Source organism: Tibeticola sp. (assembly GCF_022759015.1).
GTDB lineage: Bacteria > Pseudomonadota > Gammaproteobacteria > Burkholderiales > Burkholderiaceae_C > Tibeticola > Tibeticola sediminis.
This window is the reverse complement of record NZ_JAEMQB010000128.1, coordinates 1-23,871: the sequence shown is the minus strand read 5'-3', so window position 1 is coordinate 23,871 and position 23,871 is coordinate 1. Positions and strand designations below refer to the sequence as shown.

24 protein-coding genes, 1 tRNA gene and 1 pseudogene are annotated in these 23,871 nt (G+C 65.0%); 12 read left to right on the top strand and 14 right to left on the bottom strand.

Features of this window, described 5'->3' with window-relative positions; translation table 11 throughout:
• Window positions 1-84: 84 nt before the first annotated feature.
• The 10 genes from JHC36_RS08255 to aceA all read right to left on the bottom strand — a co-directional run bounded on the left by JHC36_RS08255 (window position 85) and on the right by aceA (window position 9,416).
• A tRNA-Pro gene (locus JHC36_RS08255) sits at window positions 85-161 on the bottom strand.
• A 9-nt stretch (window positions 162-170) separates the two neighbouring features.
• Window positions 171-638 (bottom strand): MerR family transcriptional regulator, encoded by a 468-nt coding sequence (locus JHC36_RS08250; protein ID WP_287918117.1) that lies wholly within the window; start codon window positions 636-638, stop codon window positions 171-173.
• Window positions 635-1,000 (bottom strand): integration host factor subunit alpha, encoded by a 366-nt coding sequence (locus tag JHC36_RS08245; protein WP_287918115.1) that lies wholly within the window; start codon window positions 998-1,000, stop codon window positions 635-637. The genes JHC36_RS08250 and JHC36_RS08245 overlap by 4 nt, the downstream gene beginning before the upstream one ends.
• 43 nt (window positions 1,001-1,043) lie before the next feature.
• Window positions 1,044-3,476, bottom strand: a complete 2,433-nt coding sequence (gene pheT, locus JHC36_RS08240) for a phenylalanine--tRNA ligase subunit beta (protein WP_287918112.1) — start codon at window positions 3,474-3,476, stop codon at window positions 1,044-1,046.
• 17 nt (window positions 3,477-3,493) lie between these two features.
• A complete protein-coding gene (pheS, locus tag JHC36_RS08235) occupies window positions 3,494-4,531 on the bottom strand; it encodes a phenylalanine--tRNA ligase subunit alpha (protein ID WP_124223684.1) in 1,038 nt (345 codons plus the stop codon).
• A 109-nt stretch (window positions 4,532-4,640) separates the two neighbouring features.
• Window positions 4,641-5,003 (bottom strand): 50S ribosomal protein L20, encoded by a 363-nt coding sequence (gene rplT / locus JHC36_RS08230; protein ID WP_124223682.1) that lies wholly within the window; start codon window positions 5,001-5,003, stop codon window positions 4,641-4,643.
• 27 nt (window positions 5,004-5,030) lie between these two features.
• A complete protein-coding gene (gene rpmI / locus JHC36_RS08225; protein WP_124223680.1) occupies window positions 5,031-5,234 on the bottom strand; it encodes a 50S ribosomal protein L35 in 204 nt (67 codons plus the stop codon).
• Window positions 5,235-5,312: 78 nt separating this feature from the next.
• Window positions 5,313-5,903, bottom strand: a complete 591-nt coding sequence (gene infC, locus JHC36_RS08220) for a translation initiation factor IF-3 (RefSeq protein ID WP_124223678.1) — start codon at window positions 5,901-5,903, stop codon at window positions 5,313-5,315.
• Window positions 5,904-5,966: 63 nt separating this feature from the next.
• Complete coding sequence (gene thrS, locus JHC36_RS08215; RefSeq protein ID WP_124223675.1) at window positions 5,967-7,880, bottom strand: threonine--tRNA ligase; 1,914 nt, start codon at window positions 7,878-7,880, stop codon at window positions 5,967-5,969.
• Window positions 7,881-8,084: 204 nt separating this feature from the next.
• Entirely contained in the window at window positions 8,085-9,416 is a 1,332-nt protein-coding gene (gene aceA, locus JHC36_RS08210; protein ID WP_287918107.1) for an isocitrate lyase, read from the bottom strand.
• A 299-nt stretch (window positions 9,417-9,715) separates the two neighbouring features.
• On the opposite strand from aceA, the gene JHC36_RS08205 reads away from it, so the two are divergent.
• Window positions 9,716-10,681: a DMT family transporter gene (locus tag JHC36_RS08205; protein ID WP_287918105.1), complete on the top strand. Its 966-nt coding sequence runs from the start codon at window positions 9,716-9,718 to the stop codon at window positions 10,679-10,681.
• Between the two features lie 61 nt (window positions 10,682-10,742).
• Here the strand turns inward: JHC36_RS08205 and rraA are convergent, their stop codons facing one another.
• A complete protein-coding gene (rraA, locus tag JHC36_RS08200) occupies window positions 10,743-11,276 on the bottom strand; it encodes a ribonuclease E activity regulator RraA (RefSeq protein WP_287918102.1) in 534 nt (177 codons plus the stop codon).
• Between the two features lie 177 nt (window positions 11,277-11,453).
• Between rraA and JHC36_RS08195 the strand changes: the two genes are divergently transcribed.
• On the top strand, window positions 11,454-11,903 hold the full coding sequence (locus JHC36_RS08195; protein WP_287918099.1) for an SWIB/MDM2 domain-containing protein: 450 nt from the start codon (window positions 11,454-11,456) through the stop codon (window positions 11,901-11,903).
• Window positions 11,904-11,963: 60 nt separating this feature from the next.
• Here JHC36_RS08195 and JHC36_RS08190 read toward each other — a convergent pair whose 3' ends face one another.
• Entirely contained in the window at window positions 11,964-13,652 is a 1,689-nt protein-coding gene (locus JHC36_RS08190; RefSeq protein WP_287918096.1) for a thiamine pyrophosphate-binding protein, read from the bottom strand.
• Window positions 13,653-14,130: 478 nt separating this feature from the next.
• Between JHC36_RS08190 and JHC36_RS08185 the strand changes: the two genes are divergently transcribed.
• A complete protein-coding gene (locus tag JHC36_RS08185) occupies window positions 14,131-14,805 on the top strand; it encodes a hypothetical protein (protein WP_287918093.1) in 675 nt (224 codons plus the stop codon).
• 3 nt (window positions 14,806-14,808) lie between these two features.
• Here the strand turns inward: JHC36_RS08185 and JHC36_RS08180 are convergent, their stop codons facing one another.
• Entirely contained in the window at window positions 14,809-16,050 is a 1,242-nt protein-coding gene (locus tag JHC36_RS08180) for an MFS transporter (protein ID WP_287918091.1), read from the bottom strand.
• Window positions 16,051-16,196: 146 nt separating this feature from the next.
• Window positions 16,197-17,324, bottom strand: coding sequence for a M14 family metallopeptidase (locus tag JHC36_RS08175; protein WP_287918088.1), 1,128 nt, complete (start codon window positions 17,322-17,324; stop codon window positions 16,197-16,199).
• A gap of 277 nt (window positions 17,325-17,601) precedes the next feature.
• Between JHC36_RS08175 and JHC36_RS08170 the strand changes: the two genes are divergently transcribed.
• The 9 genes and pseudogenes from JHC36_RS08170 to JHC36_RS08135 all read left to right on the top strand — a co-directional run.
• Window positions 17,602-17,907: a c-type cytochrome gene (locus JHC36_RS08170; RefSeq protein WP_287918085.1), complete on the top strand. Its 306-nt coding sequence runs from the start codon at window positions 17,602-17,604 to the stop codon at window positions 17,905-17,907.
• A gap of 44 nt (window positions 17,908-17,951) precedes the next feature.
• Window positions 17,952-19,262, top strand: coding sequence for an FAD-dependent oxidoreductase (locus JHC36_RS08165; RefSeq protein ID WP_287918082.1), 1,311 nt, complete (start codon window positions 17,952-17,954; stop codon window positions 19,260-19,262).
• A gap of 81 nt (window positions 19,263-19,343) precedes the next feature.
• Complete coding sequence (locus JHC36_RS08160; protein WP_170159065.1) at window positions 19,344-19,511, top strand: hypothetical protein; 168 nt, start codon at window positions 19,344-19,346, stop codon at window positions 19,509-19,511.
• Between the two features lie 210 nt (window positions 19,512-19,721).
• Window positions 19,722-20,690: a DnaJ C-terminal domain-containing protein gene (locus JHC36_RS08155; protein WP_287918078.1), complete on the top strand. Its 969-nt coding sequence runs from the start codon at window positions 19,722-19,724 to the stop codon at window positions 20,688-20,690.
• Window positions 20,691-20,709: 19 nt separating this feature from the next.
• The gene (locus JHC36_RS08150) at window positions 20,710-21,027 is read left to right on the top strand and encodes a MerR family transcriptional regulator (RefSeq protein ID WP_124223650.1); all 318 of its coding nucleotides are present in this window, start codon (window positions 20,710-20,712) and stop codon (window positions 21,025-21,027) included.
• Window positions 21,028-21,128: 101 nt separating this feature from the next.
• Entirely contained in the window at window positions 21,129-21,353 is a 225-nt protein-coding gene (locus tag JHC36_RS08145; RefSeq protein WP_124223648.1) for an AbrB/MazE/SpoVT family DNA-binding domain-containing protein, read from the top strand.
• Complete coding sequence (locus tag JHC36_RS08140) at window positions 21,350-21,739, top strand: type II toxin-antitoxin system death-on-curing family toxin (RefSeq protein ID WP_124223646.1); 390 nt, start codon at window positions 21,350-21,352, stop codon at window positions 21,737-21,739. Before JHC36_RS08145 ends, JHC36_RS08140 begins: the two co-directional genes overlap by 4 nt.
• Before the next feature lie 108 nt (window positions 21,740-21,847).
• Window positions 21,848-22,470: pseudogene (locus JHC36_RS11655) on the top strand (type IIL restriction-modification enzyme MmeI); the annotation flags it as partial.
• Between the two features lie 114 nt (window positions 22,471-22,584).
• Window positions 22,585-23,871 (top strand): DNA methyltransferase (locus JHC36_RS08135; protein WP_353846130.1); only part of this gene is annotated, 1,287 nt, incomplete at its 3' end.

Sequence of the window (23,871 nt, the reverse complement as noted above, 5' to 3'; positions counted from 1 at the left end):
TTCAGCGGCACCACAAGCATATCGAGACCCTGAGTTGGCCCCAAAACGGCAAAGGGCCGCAGTCGGAAACTGCGGCCCTAAAAATGGTCGGCGTGGCGGGATTCGAACTCGCGACCCCTTGCACCCCATGCAAGTGCGCTACCAGGCTGCGCTACACGCCGAAGCTGCAATTATATCGTGCTTTTCAGTGAAGAATCGCTCGTTTCCGGCTCGCCGTCCTCCAACAGACGTCGAATTTCGAACAACTGTTGGCGGAAGGAGCCCAAGGCCGATGAAGCCGCGATCGGCGAGTTGGAACCCGCGGCATCCGAAGCCTCAAGCACAATGGGTGAGCCGTCCTGCTCCAGCGGCTCACCCGTCCAAACGCCGGCGTCGCTCGCGCCTTGCTGCAGCTGCGCACGAGCGCCGCTGATCGTAAAGCCTTGCTCATAGAGGAGTTCACGAATCCGCCGCACCATCAAGACTTCATGGTGCTGGTAGTAGCGCCGGTTTCCGCGACGCTTCATCGGCCTCAACTGAGCGAACTCCTGCTCCCAATAGCGGAGCACATGCGGCTTCACGCCGCACAGGACGGCGACCTCTCCGATCGTGAAGTACCGCTTCGCAGGAATCGGCGGCAAATTCGCAGCGCTCGTCATCGTTCAAAATCCGAGACATCGTCGCCATCGGCTTTCAAAGCCGCGTTCGAGCCGCCTTGAAGCTGGGCACGCAGCTTCTGGCTCGGGTGGAACACCACCACGCGCCGAGCGTCGATCGGCACGAGCGCCCCGGTACGCGGATTGCGCCCGGGCCGGGGCGCTTTGGTTCGGATCTCAAAGCTGCCGAAGCCCGCGATGCGGACATCTTCGCCCTTGATCAATTCGCTGCCGATCAGGTCGAAAAATGCGTCCACCATCTCCTTGGACTCGCGCTTGTTCAGCCCGATGCGCTCAAACAGCAGCTCCGCCAACTCCGCCTTCGTCAAAGCCGGTGTTTCGAGGTTGTCGACCGTGATCTCCATCGCTGGCTCCATGTCTGCCACCCACTCGTGAACCCAATGCGCTTCAGGCACGCAAGCGTGCCCCGAATTCCCGCTGAAGCGAGGCAAGAATCGTAGAAACGGCCTCGTCCATCTCCGCATCCGTCAGCGTTCGCTCATTCGAACCAAAGACCAAACGAATCGCGAGGCTGCGATGACCTGCGGGCACCGCTTGGTCCGACTCAGCGCCCGCAGCCTTGGGGCGATAGACGTCGAAGATCCGCACGTCGCGCAAGATGGTCCCAGGGGCCGCCCGTTCGATCGCCGCCGAAACGGCCCCAAACAAGACGCCATCCGGCAACACGATGGCGATGTCGCGAATCGAGACGGGAAAACGTCCAACCTCGATCAAACGCGGAACCACGCGCTCGCAGGCCGCGCGGAAGTCAATCTCGAAGAGGACCGGAGGCCGCGCGAACTCCCATTGTTGCCGCCAGCGGGGATGCAGCTCGCCGACAAATCCGATCGAACGCCCTTCGAGCAGAATCGCTGCGCTGCGCCCCGGGTGCAAGGCCGGATGCTCGCTGGCCTGAAACGACAGGCGCCGCGGCTCGAACAACTGCTCGATGTCGCCTTTGACGTCAAAGAAGTCGACCCAACGGCCTGGGCCGTCCCAGTGTGGCACATCCGTCTGCCCATAGGCAATGCCTGCGAGCTTCAGGGGCTGGTCGATGCCCGCCACTTCAAAGGCCGACTCCGCAACGTTCGGGTTGCGGCGAAACACACGACCGATCTCGAACAGTCGAACCCGGTCTACACGATGGTCGAGATTGAATCTCAGCGCACTGAGCAGAGACCCAACCAGGGTCGACCGCATCACGGCCAGATGGCTCGCGATCGGATTGAGAACCCGGATTGGATCGGGATTCGCCGCCAGATCGCGCTCCCAAGCCTCGTCAACGAAGCTGAAGCTGATGGTTTCGTCGTAGCCCAGATCGGCCATCACACGACGTAAATCCGCCGCCGAGCGCTCGGACTCGGCACTCGGCTTGGCCTGCAGCGGCGCAAGAGGCGTCTCGTCGGGCAACTGGTCGTAGCCGATCATGCGGGCGATCTCTTCGATCAGGTCTTCTTCGATCCGCAAATCAAAACGGAACGTCGGCGGCAAAACGGCGAGCTGGCTTTCGTCCAGGCGCCGCGTCGGCAACGACAGCGCCCGAAGCGCTTGCTCGCAGCGCTCGATTCCCAAAGGCATACCCAGCACCTTCTCTGCGCGATCCACGCGCAAGCGCACTTCCTCCGGGCTCGGAACGTTCACCGGGAGGTCCTGGACCGGCCCGGGCTCGCCGCCACAAATCTTCTGAATCAGGTCGGTGATCCGCTCGAGGTGTTCGACCGTGAGTGCTGGATCAACGCCACGCTCGAAGCGGTGCCCAGCGTCCGTGGAAAAGTTGAATCGACGCGCACGTCCCGCGATCGCCCTGGGCCACCAGAAAGCCGCCTCGAGGTAGACATGGCGCGTTGCGTCGCCCACAGCGGTCGCATCGCCCCCCATGATCCCCGCCAGCGACTCCACCTGCTCCGCATCGGCAATGACGCCGACGGTTTCGTCCAGCTCAACCGTCTGTCCATTGAGCAGTTTCAGGCGCTCACCCGGGCGTCCCCAACGCACCTCGAGCCCGCCGTGTATCCGTTCCAGGTCAAACACATGCGAGGGCTGCCCCGACTCGAACATCACATAGTTCGAAATGTCGACCAGCGCCGACACGCTGCGCTGCCCACAGCGTCTGAGGCGCTCGACCATCCAAGCCGGCGTGACCGCCTGCGGATTGACGCCCCGAATGACCCGACCGGAGAAGCGGCCACAAAGATCCGGGGCCGCCACTTTCACGGGAAGTGTCGCGTCGGTCCTCGGCTCGATCTTGGGGAATTCCAGGGGTTTGAGCGGGGTTCCCGTGAGCGCGGACAGTTCCCGCGCCACGCCATAGACACTCAGGCAATGCGCGAGATTGGGCGTGAGCTTGAGCACGAAGATCGTGTCGTCCAGCTGCAAAAAGTCGCGAATGTCGACGCCGACCGGCGCCTCGGGACTGAGCTCGAGCAAGCCGCCATGGTCGTCCGAAAGCCCGAGCTCCCGTGCCGAGCACAACATGCCCTCGCTCTCCACACCCCGCAACTTGGCCTGGCGAATCTCGAAGGGCGCACCATCGGCCCCCGGTGGCAACGCCGCGCCGACGCGAGCACAGGGAACACGGATGCCCGCCCGGGCATTCGGTGCCCCACAAACGATTTGGAGTAAACGATCCTCTCCCACATCGACCCGGCAGACCCGCAAGCGGTCAGCATTTGGATGGGGGGTAGCCTCGACGATCAAGCCGACGACGACACCTTGGAAAGGAGGGGCCACGGGGCGGGTTTCCTCGACCTCGAGCCCCCCCATCGTCAGCACATTGGCCAACTCGTTCGTAGACAGCGGGGGGTTGCAGAATTCGCGCAGCCAAGACTCAGGGAATTGCATTTGGGGCGCCTTTTGAATTACTGGAATTGCCCAAGGAAACGGACATCGCCTTCAAAAAACAGACGCAAGTCGGAGATGCCATAGCGCAGCATGGTCAAACGGTCAGGCCCCATGCCAAAGGCAAAACCCATGTAGGCCTCGGGATCGAGTCCCATATTCCGAATCACGTTGGGGTGCACCTGCCCCGCCCCCGCAACCTCGAGCCAGCGACCCGCAAGCGGCCCATCGGGAAACTGAAGATCGACTTCTGCGCTCGGCTCGGTGAACGGGAAGAAACTGGGACGGAAGCGCAATTGGAGATCGTCGCGCTCAAAGAAGGCACGGCAGAAGTCCGTGAAAATCACTTTCAAGTCCTTGAAACTGACACTTCTTCCGACCCAGAGTCCCTCGCACTGGTGGAACATGGGCGAATGCGTCGCGTCACTGTCGACCCGGTAGGTGCGGCCCGGCGCAATGACGCGAATATCGGGCATGTCCTCACCGGCCTCGAGCCGGTCCCGATATTTCGCAACGTGATGCATCGCGTGTCGGATCTGCATCGGACTCGTGTGGGTGCGCAGCAGATAACCGCCCTCGACGTAGAAGGTGTCGTGCATCGACCGCGCTGGATGATCCGCGGGCGTGTTGAGCGCCGTGAAGTTGAACCAGTCTGTCTCGATCTCCGGCCCCTGCGCCACGTCGAAACCCATCGAGCCAAAGTACTGCTCGATGCGCATGATCGTCCGCGAGACCGGGTGCACGGCACCTGCCCCACGGCGACGCCCTGGGAGCGTCACGTCCAGGCGTTCGGCCCGCAACTGCCGCTCGAGCTCCTCTGCCGCCATGGCCTGTCGGCGCTCGTTGAGCGCGGCCTCGACCGCTTGCTTGACCCGATTGATCTGCGCCCCCATCGCCTTGCGCTGCTCCGGATCGAGCCCCGCGAGGTCTTTGAGCAAGGCGGTGACGCGCCCGGACTTGCCAAGAAAGCGAGCCTTTGCATTTTCAAGCTCGGCCACGGTCTGCGCGCGGGCAAAACTGGCCCGGGCTTCATCGACCAAGACGCTGTAATCTTCCATGACGGCGGCTTCGTGTACGGATGGATGCTGGAAAAGAAAAAGGATTGAAGCCTTCAAGCCCCAACCCTTTTCCCGAATCGAACGCTCCGCCTCATCGAGGCGGGCTGGATCAGGCGGTGGCCAACTGCCCCTTGACCTTCTCCACGATCGCGGCAAATGCCGCCTTGTCGTGGATCGCCATATCCGACAGGACCTTACGGTCGATCTCGATGGCGGCCTTTTTCAGACCGTTGGCAAACTGGCTATAGGTCAAGCCACACTCACGCGCAGCCGCATTGATCCGTGCAATCCACAACTGGCGGAACACCCGCTTCTTGGTCCGGCGATCGCGATAGGCATATTGCCCAGCCTTCATCACCGCCTGCTTGGCGATCCGGAAGACGTTACCACGACGGCCACGGAAACCCTTGGCCAGAGCCAGAACCTTCTTGTGACGGGCACGCGCCGTCACTCCACGTTTTACGCGAGGCATGTTGAATTCTCCTTGTTCGTCCGTCGATTACAGGCCAGCAAAAGGCATCATTTGCGCAACATGCCCCATGTTGGTTTTGTCGACCGTCACCGGTCCACGCAGATGACGCTTGTTCTTGGTGGTTTTCTTGGTCAGGATGTGGCGCTTGAACGCCTGGCCCCGCTTCACCGTCCCACCGGGACGAACACGAAAGCGCTTTTTCGCGCTGCTCTTGGTCTTCATTTTGGGCATTTTCTGCTCCTTCTGAATTGTGCTCGTGAGGCGTCTGCAAGCGATTGCAGCCTTGATGGCCCCGAGCCACTTAAAAAATCACTGCGTTTTGGCTTCCGTCGCCTCGACCGCCTTCGGCGCAGCCTTTTTACGGGCAGGCGCGATCATCATGATCATCTGCCGCCCCTCGAGCTTAGGAAACTGCTCCACCACGATCTGATCAGCCAACTCGTCCCGAATCCGGTTCAACAACGCCAGACCCAACTCCTGGTGCGTGATCTCACGACCACGGAACCGCAAGGTGACCTTGACTTTGTCGCCTTCAGCCAGGAAGCGCCGAATGTTGCGCATCTTGATCTGGTAGTCCCCCTCGTCGGTACCCGGACGAAACTTGACCTCTTTGATTTCGATGACGGTCTGCTTCGCCTTTGCCTCGGCTGCACGCTTTTGTTCCTGATACTTGAACTTTCCATAGTCCATCAGGCGACAAACCGGTGGGTTCGCCGTGGCGGCGATTTCGACCAGGTCCACATCAAGCTCGCCGGCCATGCGCAACGCCTCGGAGAGGCTGACGATCCCGAGCGGCTCGTTGTTCGGCCCCGAGAGCCGGACCTCCGGAGCCATGATTTCTCGGTTGAGTCGATGCTTGCGCTCTTCGCGCTGGCGACGGTCACGGAATTCGGTAACGATGGCTAAAACCCTTCAAAAATACTGAAAAAACCGTCTACGGAAGATCCGCGCAACAGACCCAGGCTAGGCCGACTGTTTCTTCAGAACTTCCCGCTGGATCAGGTCCGCGAAGTCGGACACCGGCATCACACCGAGATCCTTGTTCCCGCGCGCACGGACGGCAACGGCGCCGACTTGACGCTCCTTGTCGCCGACGACAAGGATGTAGGGAAGCTTTTGGACGGAGTGTTCGCGGATTTTATACGTAATTTTCTCGTTCCGTTGGTCCAGAGCCACGCGAATGCCGCGATGGCGCAACTGCTGCGCCACCTCGGCTGCGTAATCGGACTGGGCATCGGTGATGTTGAGTACGGCCACCTGCACCGGTGCCAGCCACGTGGGCAAGGCCCCTGCATGCTGCTCGATGAGGATGCCGATGAAGCGTTCCAGGCTGCCGACGATGGCACGATGCAGCATCACCGGGCGATACCGCGCGCCGTCCTCGCCGACGTATTCGGCGTCGAGCCGCTCCGGCATGGAGAAATCCACCTGGATGGTGCCGCACTGCCAGGGTCGGCCGATGGCGTCCTTGAGCGTGTATTCGATTTTGGGACCGTAAAACGCGCCGTCGCCGGGGGCGATCTCGAAGTCACAGCCCGAGGCGCGCAAGCTGTCCATCAAAGCCGCCTCGGCCTTGTCCCAGCTCGCGTCCGAGCCGATGCGCTGCTCCGGACGGGTCGCGACCTTGTAGATGATGTGCTCGAACCCGAAGTCGCGGTACACCCGCTGCAGCAAGCGGGTGAAGGCATTGACCTCGGATTGAATCTGGTCTTCGGTACAGAAGATGTGGCCATCATCCTGCGTGAACGCGCGCACGCGCATGATCCCATGCAGGCCGCCGCTGGGTTCGTTTCGGTGGCATTGTCCGAATTCGCCGTAGCGCAACGGCAGATCGCGATAGCTTTTGATGCCCTGCTTGAAGATGAGGATGTGCCCCGGGCAGTTCATCGGCTTGAGCGCGTACTCCCGCTTTTCCGACTCGGTGACAAACATGTTTTCACGGTATTTGTCCCAGTGGCCGGTTTTCTCCCACAGCGCCTTGTCGAGAATCTGCGGCCCTTTCACTTCGAGGTAACCGTTTTCTCGGTAGACGCGGCGCATGTACTGTTCGACCTCTTGCCAGAGCGTCCATCCCTTGGGATGCCAAAAAACCGTACCCGGCGAGAGCTCATCGAGATGAAAGAGGTCGAGCTCGCGGCCGAGTCGGCGGTGGTCGCGCTTTTCGGCCTCTTCGAGCATGTGCAGGTACTGTTGCAGTTCTTCCTTACTCGCCCACGCCGTCCCGTAAATCCGCTGCAGCATCTCATTGCGATGGTCGCCCCGCCAGTAAGCCCCCGCGACCTTCATCAGCTTGAAAAACTTCAGCTTGCCGGTCGAAGGGACGTGCGGACCGCGGCACAGATCTTCGAACGCCCCCTCGCGGTACAGCGACACCTCTTCGCCGGGCGGGATGGACTCAATGATCTCGGCCTTGTAGTGCTCGCCGAGGCCTTTGAAATAAGCAACGGCCTCATCGCGAGGCAAGACTCGGCGAACCACCGGCTCGTCGCGCGCCGCAAGTTCGGCCATGCGCTTCTCGATGGCCTGCAGGTCCTCGGGCGTGAACGGCCGCTTGAAGGCAAAGTCGTAATAAAAGCCGTTCTCGATCACGGGACCGATCGTGACCTGCGCTTCTGGAAACAGATCTTTGACCGCGTAAGCCAACAGGTGAGCGGTCGAGTGACGAATGATCTCGAGCCCCTCAGGATCCTTGGCGGTGACGATGGCCACGTTCGCATTCGTGGTCACCGGCGTGCTGAGGTCGACGAGCTTCCCATCGACCTTCCCTGCGATGGCCGCCTTGGCAAGGCCTGGACCGATGGCAGCCGCGACATCGGCGACCGTCACCGGTTGCGGGAAGCTTCGCTTGGAACCATCGGGGAGCGTGATTTCGATCATGTTGTGCGTTCGTTGACGTCGAGACGCGGCGATGATCCCCACAGGCGCAGGCGCCTCTGTGAACCCGCAGCAAAACGGGAGATTTTATCGCCCCACACCCGTCGCCAGCGTGCGGAACGATGGCTGCCTCCCATAAAAAAGCGCCCGGCAGAGCGGGCGCTTGCAGCGGAGGGCGGCCAGTGATCGGCCGCCCATTCACCGGCTTCAGTGGAACTGGGCCTCTTCGGTGGAGCCCGTGAGCGCCTTGACGCTCGACGAACCGCCCTGGATCACCGTGGTGACGTCGTCGAAGTAGCCCGCACCCACTTCCTGCTGGTGCGACACAAAGGTGTAGCCTTTTTCGCGGGCAGCGAATTCGGGCTCCTGCACCATTTCGACGTAGTGCTTCATGCCTTCACCGCGGGCGTAGGCATGGGCAAAGTTGAAGGTGTTGAACCAGTTGATGTGGATACCCGCCAGCGTGATGAACTGGTACTTGTAGCCCAACGCCGAGAGTTCGTCCTGGAAGCGGGCGATCGTCTTGTCGTCGAGGTTCTTCTTCCAGTTGAACGAGGGCGAGCAGTTGTAAGCCAGGAGTTTGCCCGGGTTGGCCGCCAGAACCGCTTGAGCGAACTCGCGGGCAAAGCCCAGATCCGGGGTGCCGGTTTCGCACCAGACCAGGTCGGCGTAGGGCGCGTAGGAAACGCCGCGGCTGATGGCCTGTTCCAGACCATTCTTGACACGGAAGAAGCCTTCTTGCGTGCGCTCGCCGGTCAGGAACGGACGGTCGCGCTCGTCATGATCCGAGGTGATGAGGTTGGCTGCCTCGGCGTCGGTGCGCGCGAGAACGATGGTCGGCACACCCATCACGTCGGCTGCGAAGCGCGCGGCGATGAGCTTTTCGATGGCTTCCTGCGTGGGCACCAGAACCTTGCCGCCCATGTGACCGCACTTCTTGACGGCTGCGAGTTGATCCTCGAAGTGAACGCCCGCGGCACCTGCGATGATCATGCTCTTCATGAGCTCGAAGGCGTTGAGCACGCCGCCGAAGCCGGCTTCCGCATCGGCCACGATCGGCAGGAAGTAGTCGATGTAGTCCTTGTCGCCGGGGCCGATGCCACGCCCCCACTGGATTTCGTCCGCACGCTTGAAGGTGTTGTTGATGCGACGAACCATGACCGGCACCGAGTCGTACGGGTACAGCGACTGGTCGGGGTACATGGTTTCACCCGTATTGCCATCGGCTGCGACCTGCCAGCCGCTCAGGTAAACGGCCTCGAGACCGGCTTTCGCCTGCTGCATCGCCTGCCCCGCGGTGATGGCGCCAAACGCATTCACGTAGCCCTTCTTGGCGCCCCCGTTGATCTTGGCCCAGAGCTTTTCCGCACCCCGCTTGGCGAGCGTGTGCTCGATGTGCACGCTGCCGCGCAGCCGCACCACATCGGCGGCGGTGTAGCCACGCTTGACACCCTTCCAGCGGGGATTGGTCGCCCAATCTTGCTCGAGTGCAGCGATCTGCTGCTCGCGGGTCATTTGCTCAGGATTGCTTTGGGACATGAAGAACCTCCAGAAGTTCATAAAAAGAAACCGATACACCCACGGACGACGAGCAACGCCAGGGACGGTGGAAATATAACTCTTCTATAAGACATTTGACCACTCATATGTCTTATATAAGACCGAAACCACCCAAACAAAAACAAGGACTTATCTTCGACTTTCTTGATGTGAAACGTTTTTTCTTATCTTCGAAGAAAAAAACAGTTGCATCGGAAGGAATCGTTTCGCACGTGAAAAGCATTTCCCACATTATGGAATACCGTCACTGCGGCTACGACAGCCGTCAAAATCCCCCGATGAACATCGATCCTGACCGCGCCTCGGGACTGAGGCGGCCCGTGGCCTATGCGGCGCTGGCCTCGAGCATGGCGCTCGTGGGCAGCTACGTCGCCCTCAGCAAGCCGCTGGCCCAGACCTTCCCCATTTTCTTGTTGGCCTGGCTGCGTTTTGGGATTGCCGCGCTTGCGATGCACTCCTGGGTGAGGCGTCGTGCTGATGAGCCGCCGATCGCCTGGAGAACGCACGCAGCCCTGTTTGGGGAGTCCTTGTTTGGCAACTTCCTCTTTACCGTGTTCATGGTCTGGGGTGTCGGGCGTAGCGGCGCCATCGCGGCGGCCATCGTGATGGCGTCCATCCCGGCTTGGGTCGCCTTGCTGAGTGCGGCGTTCTTGTCGGAACGCGTCACGCAGCGGGAATGGATTGCCGTGGCGCTCGCGGTGATGGGCATCGCCCTGCTGGGCCTGGGCCAGCACACGACGGCCCAGGGCGTCGCAGCCGACACGGCCGCGATCGACCCGCTCGGCCTCGCGGCGTTGCTGGCCGCAGCGCTGTGCGAAGCACTCTATTCGGTCATTGGCAAACGCTTGACGGGCTCGCTCGGTGCAAAGCGCATCACCGCCATCATCAACCTTTGGGGGCTGGTGCTGGCTACGCCGCTCGGGGCGTTTGCGGCCTGGCACTTCCGCTTCGATCGTGTCGGTCCAGGCCAGTGGGGGCTGCTGGTGTTCTACGCCTTTGCCGCCTCGGTCTGGAGCGTCTGGCTCTGGATGACCGGGCTGAAAACCGTACCCGCCTCACGCGCGGGTGTCTTCACGGTGATGATGCCGCTGTCGGCGACGCTGGTGGGGGTGCTCGTGCTCGGGGAACCGTTCAACCCGCTGCAGGGCGCGGCCCTGGCCTTGGCCTGCCTCGCGGTCATCCTGGCAACGCAACCGACATCCGATGCCGGCAAGGCCAAGGAAACGCCGACTCCGCCTCAGTGATCGCGGCCCGTTCGACACCGAACGGCGCATGCCATGACTGGCCGGTTGCGCGTTGCCCCGGTCAATTCGGCTCCGCGCTGCCGAGCAGAGGTCGATCGGCAACCACGATGCCGTCTTCATCGGCATAGAGCCAGTCGCCCGTGGAAATTTTCACGCCTTGGATTTCGACGGTGATGCCCGCCTCTCCCGCCCCACGCTTCTCGGTGCGCATGGGCATGAGCGCCAAGGCGCGAATCGGCAAGCGGCTCTCGCGCAGTTCGGCCACGTCGCGCACCGCACCGTCGACGACAACGCCCGCCCAGCCATGCTCCGCGGCCAGCCGTGCGAGCATGCCGCCGAGCAAGGCGCGCCGGGTCTTGCCGCCCCCGGCCACCACCAGAACCCGCCCCTCGCCGGCCGATTGAACTGCCTCGCGCACACGGGAGTTGTCCTCGTCACAGCGCAAGGTGTAGACCGGACCGGCAAATGGCGCGTCGCTGCCAAAGCTGCGGAACACCGGCGGTAGCACCCGAAAGGCGCCACTGTGGTCGTTTTCGTGAGCGTCACAGAGATCGCAGGTTGAAAAAGCAAGGCTGCGGAGCGTGCGCGTTGTCATGGGTATCGTCCTCTTCGGATGGATTCGTCGGGAAACGGCAACGATTTTCTTCTCAATGTGGACTTTTTGGCCCCGGTGCCCCTTGGAGCAGGCTGTTTTCTCCATTAGCATGGGCGCAGCCAGTCGAGAAGCCGTTTTCGCTGGTGATTGATCCACATCGACAAGAGGACTGAAACGATGGCAACTGCAACGAAAGCTCCCGCAAAGAAAGCGGCCCCAGCCAAGAAGGCCACCGCGGCAAAGAAAGCCGCTCCGGCGAAGACCGCCGCGGCTCCGGCGAAAAAAGCGGCTCCGGCGGCGAAGAAGGCTGCCCCTGCCGCCAAGAAAGCGGCTGCACCGGCCAAGAAGGCTGCTGCCAAGAAACCTGCGACCAAGCGCGCGCCGAACCCGGCCTTCATGAAGCCCATGACGCCGAGCGACGCGCTCGCCGCCATCATCGGCAAAGGCCCGTACCCCCGCACCGAGGTGACCAAGCGCGTGTGGGCTTACATCAAGGCCAACAAGCTGCAAGACGCGGTGCAAAAGCGCATCATCGTTGCGGATGCCAAGCTCAAAGCCCTGTTCGGAAAAGCCAAGGCCGACATGTTCGAGATGACCAAGATCATCAACCAGCATCTCAAGCCTTGAGCGACTGAGCCCCCCAAAAAACCGACGCCCGGCGTCGGTTTTTTTTGTTTTGGGACCCTTTCAGGACGGGGCGCGGGGCTCGAAGAGTGTGGCGCGGGGCGAGATCACGTGGGGGTCTTGCATCACCTCGATCAGCGTTCCCTCTGGACGCGCAAGCGCGGCGCGGAACGCGGGCTCGAAGTCCGCCGTGCGCTCGACCCGGCAACCCGCGTAGCCATAGGCTCGAGCGAGCGCGACGAAGTCCGGGTTGCGCAGCACCGACCCGCTCACACGGCCCGGGTAGCTGCGCTCTTGATGCATACGGATGGTTCCGTAACTTCGGTTGTTGAACAGCACGACGATGGTCTTGGCCCCGTACTGGACTGCGGTTGCGAGTTCCTGCCCGTTCATCAGAAAGTCGCCATCGCCCGTGAGTGTCACGACGGGCCGGCCACTGATGATGTGCGCGGCAATGCCCGCAGGCACCCCATAGCCCATGCTGCCGTTGCTCGGAGCCAGCTGGGTTTTGTAACCGCGCGCCAAGCCCGGATAGCGGAAATACCGATGCAGCCAGCCGGAAAAGTTGCCGGCTCCGTTCGTAAGGACCGTCTGGGCGTCCACGCAGCGCTCGATGCATGCAACGATTTGCGCCAGATCGACCGCACCGCCCAGCGCCTGCGGTTCCCGGTTGGTTTCAAAGCCCATGTGCAGATCCCTGGTCCAGGCGTCCCAGGGTCGGCTGGCCGGAGGCGTCAAGGCGGCAAGCGCCTCGCAGACCGGCTCCATACCCGAGCACAGCGCAACCGTGGCCCGATAGACGCGGTTGAGTTCCTCGGGGTCGGGATGGACATGCAGCAGCCGCTGGCGCGGTAATGGTGACTCAAACAGCGTGTAGCCGCCGCTGGTCATTTCGCCCAGACGGGCGCCGAGGGCCAGCACCAGATCACTGGAGCGGATGCGCTCGGCGAGCAAGGGCTGGATGCCGATGCCGACATCCCCGGCGTAATTGGGATGATGGTTGTCGAAACAGTCCTGGAAACGAAATGCGTTGGCCACCGGCAGGTTCCAGGACTCGGCAAACGCTTGCAGCTGCTGCGCGGCGGCGCTCGTCCACCCCCCTCCTCCGGCGATGACCAAAGGGCGCTTGGCGGCCCGCAGGTGTTCTGCCATGCGCGCCAACGCCTGCCGGTCGACGCCCGGACGGACGGCCTCGATCCGCTCGAGCGGCGTGGCCTCGACGGCTTCGGCGAGCACGTCTTCCGGGAACACCAGCACGACCGGGCCGGGTCGTCCGTTGAGGGCCGTGGCGAACGCGCGCGCCACGTACTCCGGGATGCGCCGCGCCTCATCGACCCGCTCGACGCGCTTGGCCATGCCGCGCGTCGCGGGGCCGAACATCGCGGAAAAATCGACCTCTTGAAAAGCCTCGCGGTCGCGCACGTCGCGGCCGACATCCCCGACGAGCAGCACCATCGGGGTCGAGTCCTGAAACGCCGTGTGCAAGCCAACAGCCGCGTTGCTCGCCCCGGGCCCTCGCGTCACGAAGCACACGCCGGGGCGCCCGGTGAGCTTGCCCGCAGCCTCAGCCATGTAGGCTGCACCGCCCTCGTGCCGGCAGGTGATGAAGCGGATCTGGTCGGCGCGGGCATGGAAACCGTCGAGTGCGGCGAGGTAACTCTCGCCGGGGACCCCGAACACATGCCGCACCCCCTGCGCAATGAGGCAATCGACCAGACAATGGCCGCCAAGCTTCTTGATAGGAGCATTCATGCCCACATTTTGAAGGCAACGCTGAATCAGTTCCCGTGATGGCGCGCGCCCGGCCGCGGGATGGGATGCGAGGCGCAAACCGCAGCCATAGCCGCAGCTATGGCGAGGATTTGCAACGAAGCAGACCGCCCGCAGCCGGGATGCGCGACGCGCGAGGGGCTTGTTCAGCGTTGCCTGAAGGCGTTGCGGCCGGCCGCGTCGTCACATTTGTTTTCCAATCGATGCGCGACGCGGTCAGCCAGTCGATGAGGCTGCGCGTTTCCCGTCATAGGGCAACGCTGAACAAGTCACTCGCGCGCTTCGCATCCCATCCCGCAGCCGGGCGCGCGCCATCGCGAGAACTGATTCAGCGTTGCCATCGGGGACGATCGACCCCCGCAGCGAACCGCATGTCCAGCCGAGAGGCCGATCGACTTTTTTCTACTGGTACGCCACCCGAACCATGTGCCACCGACGTTCTCGATTCCCCTGGCCCGCATTGGGCCCGCTCGCAGCCTTGCTCGTCCTCGGTGGCTGCGCGGTGTATCCACCGCCAGACGGAACGGTGGTGGCCCCTGCGCCCGCGGGAACGGTCTGGGTCGACGCGACCGTGGTGCAACCGGCACCGATCATCGTCCACACACCGCCACCGCCGCCCCGCTATGAATGGGTTCCCCCGCCGCCCTTCGTCGGTGCGATTTGGATTGCGGGCTTTTGGGAATGGCGCAACGGTTGGGTTTGGGTGCCTGGCCGTTGGGTGCGCCCACCCGGTCACGATCACCGCTGGATGCCTCCGCGCTATGAACAGCGCGATGGCCGCTTGATTTTCGTTCCCGGGTTCTGGGTTCCGCCGGGGCACCGAGCCGGCCCCGGTTATGGGGCGCCGCCACCCTACGACGACCGCGACAACCGCTGGGAACGTCAGCGGGAAGAAGAGCGCCGTCGCCATGAGTCGCCGCCCGGCCAGCGACCGCCACCGCCGCCCTTGCCGCCTGCGCCGAGACCGCCGGACGCAAAGAAAGACCCTTTGGACCACCCGCACGGCAAACCGCCCAAGGATAAGGACGGCCGCCGCGACAACCGCGCCCCCGGCACGCCGGGGCCGTGGTGGGAAAACACGGAACCCGCTGCGCCCGCCCGCCGCGGACCCGACCCGAGCGACCGACTGCCTTGAGGTTCAGGCTCGATCCGAAGCTGCAGCCCTCGCCGCTGTGCGCCGCCCCACGGCCAGCGCCGCGCCCACGCTAAGCAGCAGCACGAGCGCGGCGCCGGCCAGCGTCGCGCCATACCAGCCGCGGTCCATGAGGCCACCAAAAATCAGGGGCGACACGGCAAAGCCCGCATCCAGCCCGGAGTACACCAGGCCATAGACCCGGCCGGTGGCGCCCTTGGGCGTCGCGCGCTTGATCATCATGTCGCGGCTCGGACCGCCAATACCCACGGCAAAGCCTGTGGCCGCCAGCACCGCCATGGTGCCGCCGGCACCAAGCCAACCGGTGGCGCACAAGCCCAGCCCCAGTGCACCGGCGGTCATGCACAAAGCCACCACGCGGTCGCTGTGCGCGCCGTGGCGCGCGGTGACAAAGCCGCCGACGAACATGCCCACCGCGCCGCTGAGCATGTAGGCGGTGAGGGTGAGCGTCGCGGCCTCGAAAGTCACGCCGTACAGGGCCTGGAGCAGCGACACCGAGAAGCTCTGGATCACCGCCAGCGTCATGGTGGAGAGGAAGAAAAAACCAAAGCACCACCACACCACCGGCAGGCGCAGAAAGGCCAGGTCGCTGCCCTTGGGCGCATCGGCGCTGCGGCGAACCGCCTCGGTGCGCAGGTGCACGCGCTGCAGGGCCAGGAGCGCGAGCACCGCCGCATACATCAGCGCCGCGCCCACGTAGGCCGCGCGCCAGCCCCACAGCGCCGTGGCGGCTGCGAAATACGCCGGTGCCAGCGCCCAGCCCAGGTTGCCGGTGAGCCCGTGCGCGCTGAACGCATGTCCGAGCCGCGGCGCCGACACCCGCTGGTTCAGGATGCTGAAGTCCACCGGGTGAAAGGTGCTGTTCGCCAGCCCCGCCAGCACCGCCACCGCCAGCAGCGCCGGGTAGCCGCTGGCGGCGGAGGCCAGCAGGCAGGCCAGCAGAAACAGGCCCAGCGAGGCGAACAGCGCCGGCCGCGCGCCGATGCGGTCCACCACGAAGCCGGCCGTCGCCTGGCCGGTGCCGGAGACGGCGAAGAACACCGTCATCAGAAAGCCCAGTTCCGCATAGCTCAGCCCGAACTCGCGCGCAAACACCGGGAACATCACCGGCAGCAGCAAGTGACCGAAGTGCGAGCTAGCATGGGCAAGACCAACGAGGCCGATGACGGTCGCATCACGCCGAAGCGGAACCGGGACGGCGAGCGGATTCAGGTTCGATGGGGTCATGAGAGGCGCGGCAGCGACAAAGGTTAGGCCGTCAGCAATCCTACCGTCCTCGCACGTCGCGCCCCATGCGCGCGGGCTTCAACCGCGACCGCTTCAGGGTAATCACCCAGATCGCCGGCGTCAAACAGAGCTTTTTTGCTACTTTTTTAAGAGCGTTGAGACAAACCCAACACACCTTGCTCCACCGCCTCGCGCGCCTGGGCAAGGACGGCAGCTTTCCATTGCGGGGTATCGGTGTAGAAGGCCTCACGCAGGGCACGGCGAAGGGCGGCGGCCTGCTCGGGGCGCACGCCGCCCTCGCGGTGGTTCCACAGCCACTGCTCGCCGCGCAGGGCGTGCAGCACGGTGAGCAGCGGCTCGGTGCCGAACTCCATGGCGATGGCAGTCACCTCCGCCTGCGGGCATTCGTCGTACACCGCGCCCCACATCAGGCCCGAGAGCGCCGCCGAGACCGAATCGCCCTGCCCGAACCGGCTGATGGGCGTGGCGCCCGCGCCGCCCCACCAAGCCTGGGCGCGGGCGTAGGCGGCATCGTCATCGGCACGGCCGGCGAAACCGCGCTCGCACGCGCCCTGCTTGCCCAAGCCGGTGTGCAGGTCGATCCAGCCGATGCGCCGCGCCCACGCACCTTCGCGGCGCAGGATGCGCCGCAGCGCCTGGTTGCTCCAGGCGGGCGCGGTGCCGCCGAAGAACAGGCCATCGGCGTGCTCGTACTGCCCGCCCGAGACCGCCTGCTGCAGCGTGCGCAGGCCTTTGCGCAGGATCAGCGCCGCAATCGCCAGCCGGTTGCCCCAGCCCGGCGGCCATCGGGCGGGCAGCAGCAGTGGATGCAGCGCCGCATACGCCGGGTTGCGCGGCAGCGGGCGGGAGAAGTCGTGGAAGTTGCGGTTGAGGTCCACGTTCTCGTGCGTGGCGCGCCGCGTGTGCGAAAAGCCAAACGGGTTGATGGCGTGCACATGCACCAGCGCCACGCCCGATGCGTGGAGCGCTGCGCGAAAGCCCGCGTCGCGCAGCAGCGCCACCTGCACGCCCGAGCCGCAGTAGCCCTCCACGCCATGACAGCCGCTGCTCAGCAGCAGCACGCGCTCGGCCTCGGGCGCGCCGTCGCGCACCACGTCGATCGCCAGCGGCTCGCCGTCGGCGCCGGGCAGCGGATGCGGTTCGGACTGCACCGCAAGCCCGGCCGCCGCTGCGGCGTCGAGGAACTTCGCGCGGGCCTCGCGGTAGCTCCGCGAGAACGCGTCGAGCTCGGCGGGGTGAGACAAGGTGGACATGGCCGTGAGGGGTGGGTGTGACGTCGAAGGCAACGGTGAATCAGTTCCCTCGATGGTGCGCGAGCGCCGCCAGGTGAGCTTATCAGCGTTACCTTAATTTTGTAATCAGTCTCTGAGCGATTCGGCAGGGTTCCCGGCATGAACTGGCTTTGCGACGCTACAACTTTTGACATTTCTAAGCGCTGGCAAACATTCGCGAACGCTTCATTTCAGACAACCTTCAGGCGGCGCGCCCAGACTGCGGACTCCCGTCAACCGCAAAGGAAGGAGAACCCTGATGCACACCCACCGCCTCTCAAGCGCCGCCCTCGTGCTGGCCGCACTCACCGCCGCTGCGAGCGGCTACGCACAAACCCCGCCACCGGGCCGGCTGCTGGCCTCCAACTGCTTCCAGTGTCATGGCACCAATGGCAAGGGGCCGGGCTTCGAGACGCTGGCCGGGAAGTCAGCCAGCAATATCTTCAGTGAACTCAAGGAGATGCAGGCCGGCAAGGAAGGCAACGGCATCATGACCAAGCACGCCTTCGGCTACACCGACGCGCAGTTGCAGGCCCTCGCCGCCTGGCTGTCCACGCAGCGCTGATTCCGCGCCACCCACAACCACAACCACATCAACGGAGCCCACTCATGGACAGAAGAACCCTGCTCGCGGCCGCAGCCAGCCTCGCCGCCGCCTCGCTCAGCGCCCTTGCCGACGACAAGAAGAAAGAGAAAAGCACCTCGCCGACGCCCACACCGACCAACCCGCCATCGAACACGATCAAAGCCCGCGTCATCGTCATCGGCGGCGGCATGGGTGGCGCCACGGTGGCGAAATACCTGCGGCTGTGGAGCAACGGCAGCATCGGCGTCACGCTCATCGACCGCAATCCCACCTATGCCTCGTGCATCATGAGCAGCCTGGTGCTCACCGGCCAGCGCACCATGGCCAGCCAGTACTACAACTACGACGCGCTGCGCAGCAAGTACGGCATCACCACCGTCTTCGGCGACGTGGTGGCGGTGGACCCGGTGGCGATGAAGGTTCGGATGGCCGATGGCACCACGCTTGCAGCCGACCGCATCGTGATGGCGCCGGGCATCGAGTTCGACGACGTGCCTGGCCTGGGCAACTCCGACCGGATGCCCCACGCCTGGAAGGCCGGCCCGCAAACCACGCTGCTCGCCGCCCAGCTCGCGGCCATGCCCGCGGGCGGAACGGCGGTGCTGACCATCCCGCAAGCGCCCTACCGCTGCCCGCCCGGTCCGTATGAACGTGCGTGCCTGATCGCCGACTGGCTCAAGGCGAAGAAGCCGGGCTCGAAGCTCATCGTGCTCGATGCCAACCCCGACTTCGTGACCGAAAAGGACAATTTCTCCAACGCCTTCTTCAACCTGCACGGCAGCGTGATTGAGTACCACACCAACGCCTCCGTGACCGAGGTGGACCCGGCCACGATGTCGCTCACCACCACCGTGGGCACGCTGCGCAACATGAATGTCGTCAACCTCATCCCGCGCCAGCGCGCGGGCGGCCTGGTGAGCACCGTGGGTCTCAACAATGCGACGAACGGGCGCTTCGCCGGGGTGGATGTGCTCAGCTACCAAAGCACGGTGAGCGGCGCCGACCGCATCCACGTGATCGGTGACGCATCAGCCACCACGCAGCCCAAGGCCGGACACATCGCCAACCAGGAGGCCAAAGTGTGCGCCGACGCCATCGTGCGCCTGCTTGGCGGCAGCGCGCCCGACCCCGCGCCGGTGACCAACTCGGCCTGCTACTCCACCATCACCATGACGCAGGCCTCGTGGCTCACCGCTGTGTACCAGTACGACCCCGTGGCGCGCGCCATGGCCGCCGTGCCCGCGGCCAGCGGCGCCTCGGTGGGCTGGAGCAGCGGTAACTTCAAACAGATGAACACCTGGTTCAACGCCTTGATGGCGGACACCTATGCGTGATGCGTCGCTCGGCATCGACCGAACTGTGGCCTAATTAGGAGTTTTCCGCCCCCAATTTTCGTTTCGAAGGAGCACGTCATCATGGGTAACAAGATCGTCACCGAAGCCGACCGCAAAGCCACGCCGCGCCCGAAAGTGGCCGGCGGCTTCACTGCCACGGCCGGCCACGGCCAGCGCATCAGCAAAGAGCGCGGCCCGGCCACGCGCAGCAAGAAGAACCCGGGCAAGCGCGCCCACCAAGGCGGCTGACCCGAGCCAACGGCGGCAAGCCCTGCCGCCGGCCCAAGCGCCCGCAGCCGACGCATGGCCGCGGGCTTTTTTTTGGGCAAATCGCGCCGCTTCAGCGTGGCCCTTGATCCTTGCCGAGCCGGCACCACATGAACAGATGTTGCTTTCGGGTTCGGCCCGGAGCCCCCCACGCTACGATGCGGCCCAGCCCGCAGCCGTGAAGGATCCAGCATGGAATTCAAGGACTACTACAAAATTCTCGGTGTCGACCGCAACGCCTCGGTCGACGACATCAAGAAGGCCTACCGCAAGCTGGCCCGCAAATACCACCCCGACGTCAGCAAAGAGCCCGACGCGGCCAAGCGCATGGCCGAGATCAACGAGGCCAATACCGTGCTCTCCGACCCTGAGAAGCGCGCCGCCTACGATGCGCTGGGCAGTCAGTACGCCCATGCCGGCGGCGGCGACTTCCGTCCCCCGCCCAACTGGGACGCGGGCTTCGAGTTCACCGGCGGCCCCGGTGGCGGCGAGGACTTCAGCGACTTTTTCGAGCAGCTCTTCGGCCGTGCCGCCCGCGCCCGTGCCAGCGGCGGGCAGGCGCATGCGTCGCGCGGCCAGCCGCGACCGATCCGCGGTGAAGACCACCACGCGAAGATCGAGCTCGACCTCATGGACGCGATCACCGGTGCCGAGCGCACCATCACGCTGCGCGCGCCCAAGCTCGACCCGCAGGGGCATGTCGTGACCGAGGAGCACACGCTGTCGGTCAAGATCCCCAAAGGCGTGGTCGAAGGCCAGCAAATCCGCCTGGCCGGTCGCGGCGGGCCGGGCTACAACGGCGGCCCCAATGGCGACCTGTTCCTCGAGGTGCATTTCCGCCCGCATCCGCGCTGGCGCGTGCAGGGTCGGGACCTCTACGCCACGCTGCCGCTCACGCCTTGGGAAGCGGCGCTGGGCGCTGAAATCGAAGTGCCCACGCCCACGGGCCGCGTGCAGGTCAAGGTGCCGGCGGGCTGGAAGAAGGGGCGCAAGCTGCGCCTCAAGGGCCACGGCATCCCCGCGCGCACGCCCAACGACACGCCGGGCGACCTCTACTACGAGCTCGAACTTACCCTGCCGCCGGCCGACACGCCCAAGGCCCGCGAAATCTACGAGACGATGGCGCGCGAACTGCCCTACGACCCGCGCGCTGGCCTGTAAGGGAAAGGACGCACGCATCATGACCGACCTGATCGCTGAAACCGTCTGCCAGTTTCTCGACGACCACACGCTCGACATCGAAGCCCTCGCGCGCGCCTGCGCGGTGTCGCCGCAATGGGTGAGCGCGCATGTCGAAGCCGGCTTCCTCGACCTCGCGCCCGGCAGCCCGCCCGGGCGCTGGACCTTTGCCAGCGCGAGCCTCGTGCGCGCGCGGCGCCTCGCCGAACTCGAGCGCATGTTCGACGCACCGCCCGAAATCGCCGCCCTCACCGCCGACCTGATCGAAGAAGTGCAGCGCCTGCGCGAGCGGCTGCGCGCGCTCGGCCTCGAAGATTGACGACGCCTCGCCCGCAGGCCGAACCGTCCGGCCGCGGGCGAGCCGCTTGCCGCGCAGGCCGGGGTCGGTTAGTATTACATCCGTAATAACGGAGGTTCCCCATGCACATGCTCAAGCTCACGCAAATCGGCAATTCGGTCGGCGCCGTGTTCCCCAAGGAATTGCTGGCGCGGCTGCATCTGGACAAAGGCGACGAGCTATACGTCACGGAAACGCCCGACGGGCTGCGCATCACCGTGCACAACCCTGAGTTCGAAGCGCAGATGCGGATCGCGCGCGAGATCATGAAAGAGCGCCGCAACGTGCTGCACGAGCTCGCCAAATGAACCGCTGGGTCTGGATCGACCGCGCGGTCATTCTCGCCATCCACGACGCGCAGCTGGCCGAACACGGCGGCCTCAGCGGCGCGCGCGACCTCGGCCTGCTCGACTCGGCGCTGAGCCGCCCGCAGCACCTCGACGCCTATGGCGAGCCCGACGCCGCCGCCTTGGCCGCCGCCTACGCCTACGGCATCGCGCGCAACCACCCTTTTCTCGACGGCAACAAGCGCACCGCCTTCGTCGCGGCCGCGCTGTTCCTGCGTCTGAACGGTCAGACACTCACGGCCACCGATGCCGACTGCGTGCTCACCATGCTCGCCCTCGCCGCCGGCGACCTCAGCGAAGAGGCCTATGCCGACTGGCTGCGCCGCCACACGGCATCCAAGGGCTGACTTTCAACAAGAACCGCCGAACCCCAGCGTCAAACGGTGCTCTTACGCTCCTTTTTTTGAAGTCACCAGACACCTTTAGGCCGCCGCCAGGGCCGCTATGATCGCGCCATGCTGCCGCCCTCCAGCCCTGCGCATCCCGCCCCGACCCTGACCGCGACCGCGACCGCGCCTGAGCGCCGCGACCCCGCCGCCGAAACGCTGGCCGCTGCCGCCTTCATCGAGCGCTGGCGCGGCGTCACCGCCAGCGAACTCGCCAGCGCGCAAACCTTCATCACCGAACTCTGCGGCCTGCTGGGCGTGCCCGCGCCGGACCCGGCGGGCGACGGCAGCTACACCTTCGAGAAACCCGTCACCTTCCGCCACGGCGACGGCAGCACCAGCGCCGGGCGCATCGACTGCTACCGGCGCGGCGCCTTCGTGCTCGAAGCCAAAAAGCTGCGCGCCGCGCCAGCAGCTTCGACGGCGCGCTGCTGCGCGCACGCCAGCAAGCCGAGGACTACGCCCGCGCGCTGCCCGCCGAGGAAGGCCGCCCGCCCTTCGTCGTCGTGGTCGACGTCGGGCATGTCATCGAGCTCTACGCCGAATTCACCCGCAGCGGCGCCACCTACACCCCCTACCCCGACGCGCGCAGCCACCGCATCCGGCTCGAACAGCTCGCCGACGCCGCCCTGCGCGAGCGCTTGCGCCTGCTCTGGCTCGATCCGCTCGCGCTCGACCCCGCGCGCCTAAGCGCCCGCGTCACCCGCGAAGTCGCCGCCGAACTCGCCGAACTCGCGCGCAGCCTCGAAGCCGCCGGCCACCGCGCCGAAACCGTCGCGGCCTTCCTCACGCGCTGCCTGTTCTCGATGTTCGCCGAAGACGTGGGCCTGCTGCCCGAACACGCCACGCCGCCCGGCGCGCTGCCCAGCGCCTCCGGTGCACCCGAGAGCGCGCCCGAAGGCGCCTTCACGCGGCTGCTGCGCCAATACCGCACTCAAGGCGCCACGCTCACCCAGATGCTGCGCGTGTTCTGGCGCGCCATGGACGAAGGCGGCTTCAACGCGGCGATTGCCGCCGAAGTGCTGCGCTTCAACGGCAAGCTGTTCAAAGGCGCGGCGGGCGACGACTATGTGCTGCCGCTCACGCCCGAGCAAATCGACGGCCTGCTGCGCGCCGCGCAGGCCAACTGGCAGGAGGTGGAGCCCGCCATCTTCGGCACGCTGCTCGAGCGCGCGCTCGACCCCACCGAGCGCCATGCACTCGGCGCGCACTACACGCCGCGCGCCTATGTGGAGCGGCTGGTGCTGCCCACCGTCATCGAGCCGCTGCGCGCGGACTGGGCCCATGCGCAGGCCGCCGCACTGCTGCTCGCGCGCGAGGCCGAAACCCTCGACGGCAAAGCCCGCGAAGCCCGGCTGGCCGACGCGCGCGCCGAAGTGCGGCGCTTTCACCACCAGCTCTGCACCACCCGCGTGCTCGACCCCGCCTGCGGCAGCGGCAACTTCCTCTACGTCACGCTCGAACACTTGAAGCGCCTCGAAGCCGAAGTGCTCGACACCCTCGAACAACTCGGCGACACCCAGGCCCGCCTGGGGCTCGAGGGCGAAACCGTCACCGTGCAGCAATTGCGCGGCATCGAAACCAACCCGCGCGCCGCGGCCCTTGCCGAACTGGTGTTGTGGATCGGCTGGCTGCAATGGCAAGTGCGCACCCAGGGCCGCTCCAGCGTCGCCGAGCCGGTGCTGCACGACTGGCGCAACATCGAATGCCGCGACGCCGTGCTGGCCTACGACGCCCAGCGCCCCGCGCTCGACCCGCAAGGCCGCCCCCTCACCCGCTGGGACGGCGTGAGCTTCAAGCCCCACCCGGTCACCGGTGAGCCCGTGCCCAATGAAGCCGCCCAGGTGCCGCATTGGCAGTTCGAGACCCCCCGCCGCGCCGACTGGCCGAAGGCCGACTTCATCGTCGGCAACCCGCCCTTCCTCGGCGGCAGCAAGAAGCGCGGCGAACTCGGCGACGACTATTTCAATGCCCTCAACCGCGTGTACAAAGATCGCATTCCCGGCGGTGCCGATCTGGTGACCTACTGGTTCGAAAAAGCCCGCGCGCAAATTGAAATGGGCAAGGCACGACACGTCGGGCTGGTCGCCACC

Excerpts from the sequence above, each read along its gene's own strand:
- JHC36_RS08250 (WP_287918117.1), bottom strand. The coding sequence starts at position 638 with ATGACGAGCGCTGCGAATTTGCCGCCGATTCCTGCGAAGCGGTACTTC.
- JHC36_RS08245 (WP_287918115.1), bottom strand. The coding sequence starts at position 1,000 with ATGGAGATCACGGTCGACAACCTCGAAACACCGGCTTTGACGAAGGCG.
- pheT (WP_287918112.1), bottom strand. The coding sequence starts at position 3,476 with ATGCAATTCCCTGAGTCTTGGCTGCGCGAATTCTGCAACCCCCCGCTG.
- pheS (WP_124223684.1), bottom strand. The coding sequence starts at position 4,531 with ATGGAAGATTACAGCGTCTTGGTCGATGAAGCCCGGGCCAGTTTTGCC.
- rplT (WP_124223682.1), bottom strand. The coding sequence starts at position 5,003 with ATGCCTCGCGTAAAACGTGGAGTGACGGCGCGTGCCCGTCACAAGAAG.
- rpmI (WP_124223680.1), bottom strand. The coding sequence starts at position 5,234 with ATGCCCAAAATGAAGACCAAGAGCAGCGCGAAAAAGCGCTTTCGTGTT.
- thrS (WP_124223675.1), bottom strand. The coding sequence starts at position 7,880 with ATGATCGAAATCACGCTCCCCGATGGTTCCAAGCGAAGCTTCCCGCAA.
- aceA (WP_287918107.1), bottom strand. The coding sequence starts at position 9,416 with ATGTCCCAAAGCAATCCTGAGCAAATGACCCGCGAGCAGCAGATCGCT.
- JHC36_RS08205 (WP_287918105.1), top strand. The coding sequence starts at position 9,716 with ATGAACATCGATCCTGACCGCGCCTCGGGACTGAGGCGGCCCGTGGCC.
- rraA (WP_287918102.1), bottom strand. The coding sequence starts at position 11,276 with ATGACAACGCGCACGCTCCGCAGCCTTGCTTTTTCAACCTGCGATCTC.
- JHC36_RS08195 (WP_287918099.1), top strand. The coding sequence starts at position 11,454 with ATGGCAACTGCAACGAAAGCTCCCGCAAAGAAAGCGGCCCCAGCCAAG.
- JHC36_RS08190 (WP_287918096.1), bottom strand. The coding sequence starts at position 13,652 with ATGAATGCTCCTATCAAGAAGCTTGGCGGCCATTGTCTGGTCGATTGC.
- JHC36_RS08180 (WP_287918091.1), bottom strand. The coding sequence starts at position 16,050 with ATGACCCCATCGAACCTGAATCCGCTCGCCGTCCCGGTTCCGCTTCGG.
- JHC36_RS08175 (WP_287918088.1), bottom strand. The coding sequence starts at position 17,324 with ATGTCCACCTTGTCTCACCCCGCCGAGCTCGACGCGTTCTCGCGGAGC.
- JHC36_RS08170 (WP_287918085.1), top strand. The coding sequence starts at position 17,602 with ATGCACACCCACCGCCTCTCAAGCGCCGCCCTCGTGCTGGCCGCACTC.
- JHC36_RS08165 (WP_287918082.1), top strand. The coding sequence starts at position 17,952 with ATGGACAGAAGAACCCTGCTCGCGGCCGCAGCCAGCCTCGCCGCCGCC.
- JHC36_RS08160 (WP_170159065.1), top strand. The coding sequence starts at position 19,344 with ATGGGTAACAAGATCGTCACCGAAGCCGACCGCAAAGCCACGCCGCGC.
- JHC36_RS08155 (WP_287918078.1), top strand. The coding sequence starts at position 19,722 with ATGGAATTCAAGGACTACTACAAAATTCTCGGTGTCGACCGCAACGCC.
- JHC36_RS08150 (WP_124223650.1), top strand. The coding sequence starts at position 20,710 with ATGACCGACCTGATCGCTGAAACCGTCTGCCAGTTTCTCGACGACCAC.
- JHC36_RS08145 (WP_124223648.1), top strand. The coding sequence starts at position 21,129 with ATGCACATGCTCAAGCTCACGCAAATCGGCAATTCGGTCGGCGCCGTG.
- JHC36_RS08140 (WP_124223646.1), top strand. The coding sequence starts at position 21,350 with ATGAACCGCTGGGTCTGGATCGACCGCGCGGTCATTCTCGCCATCCAC.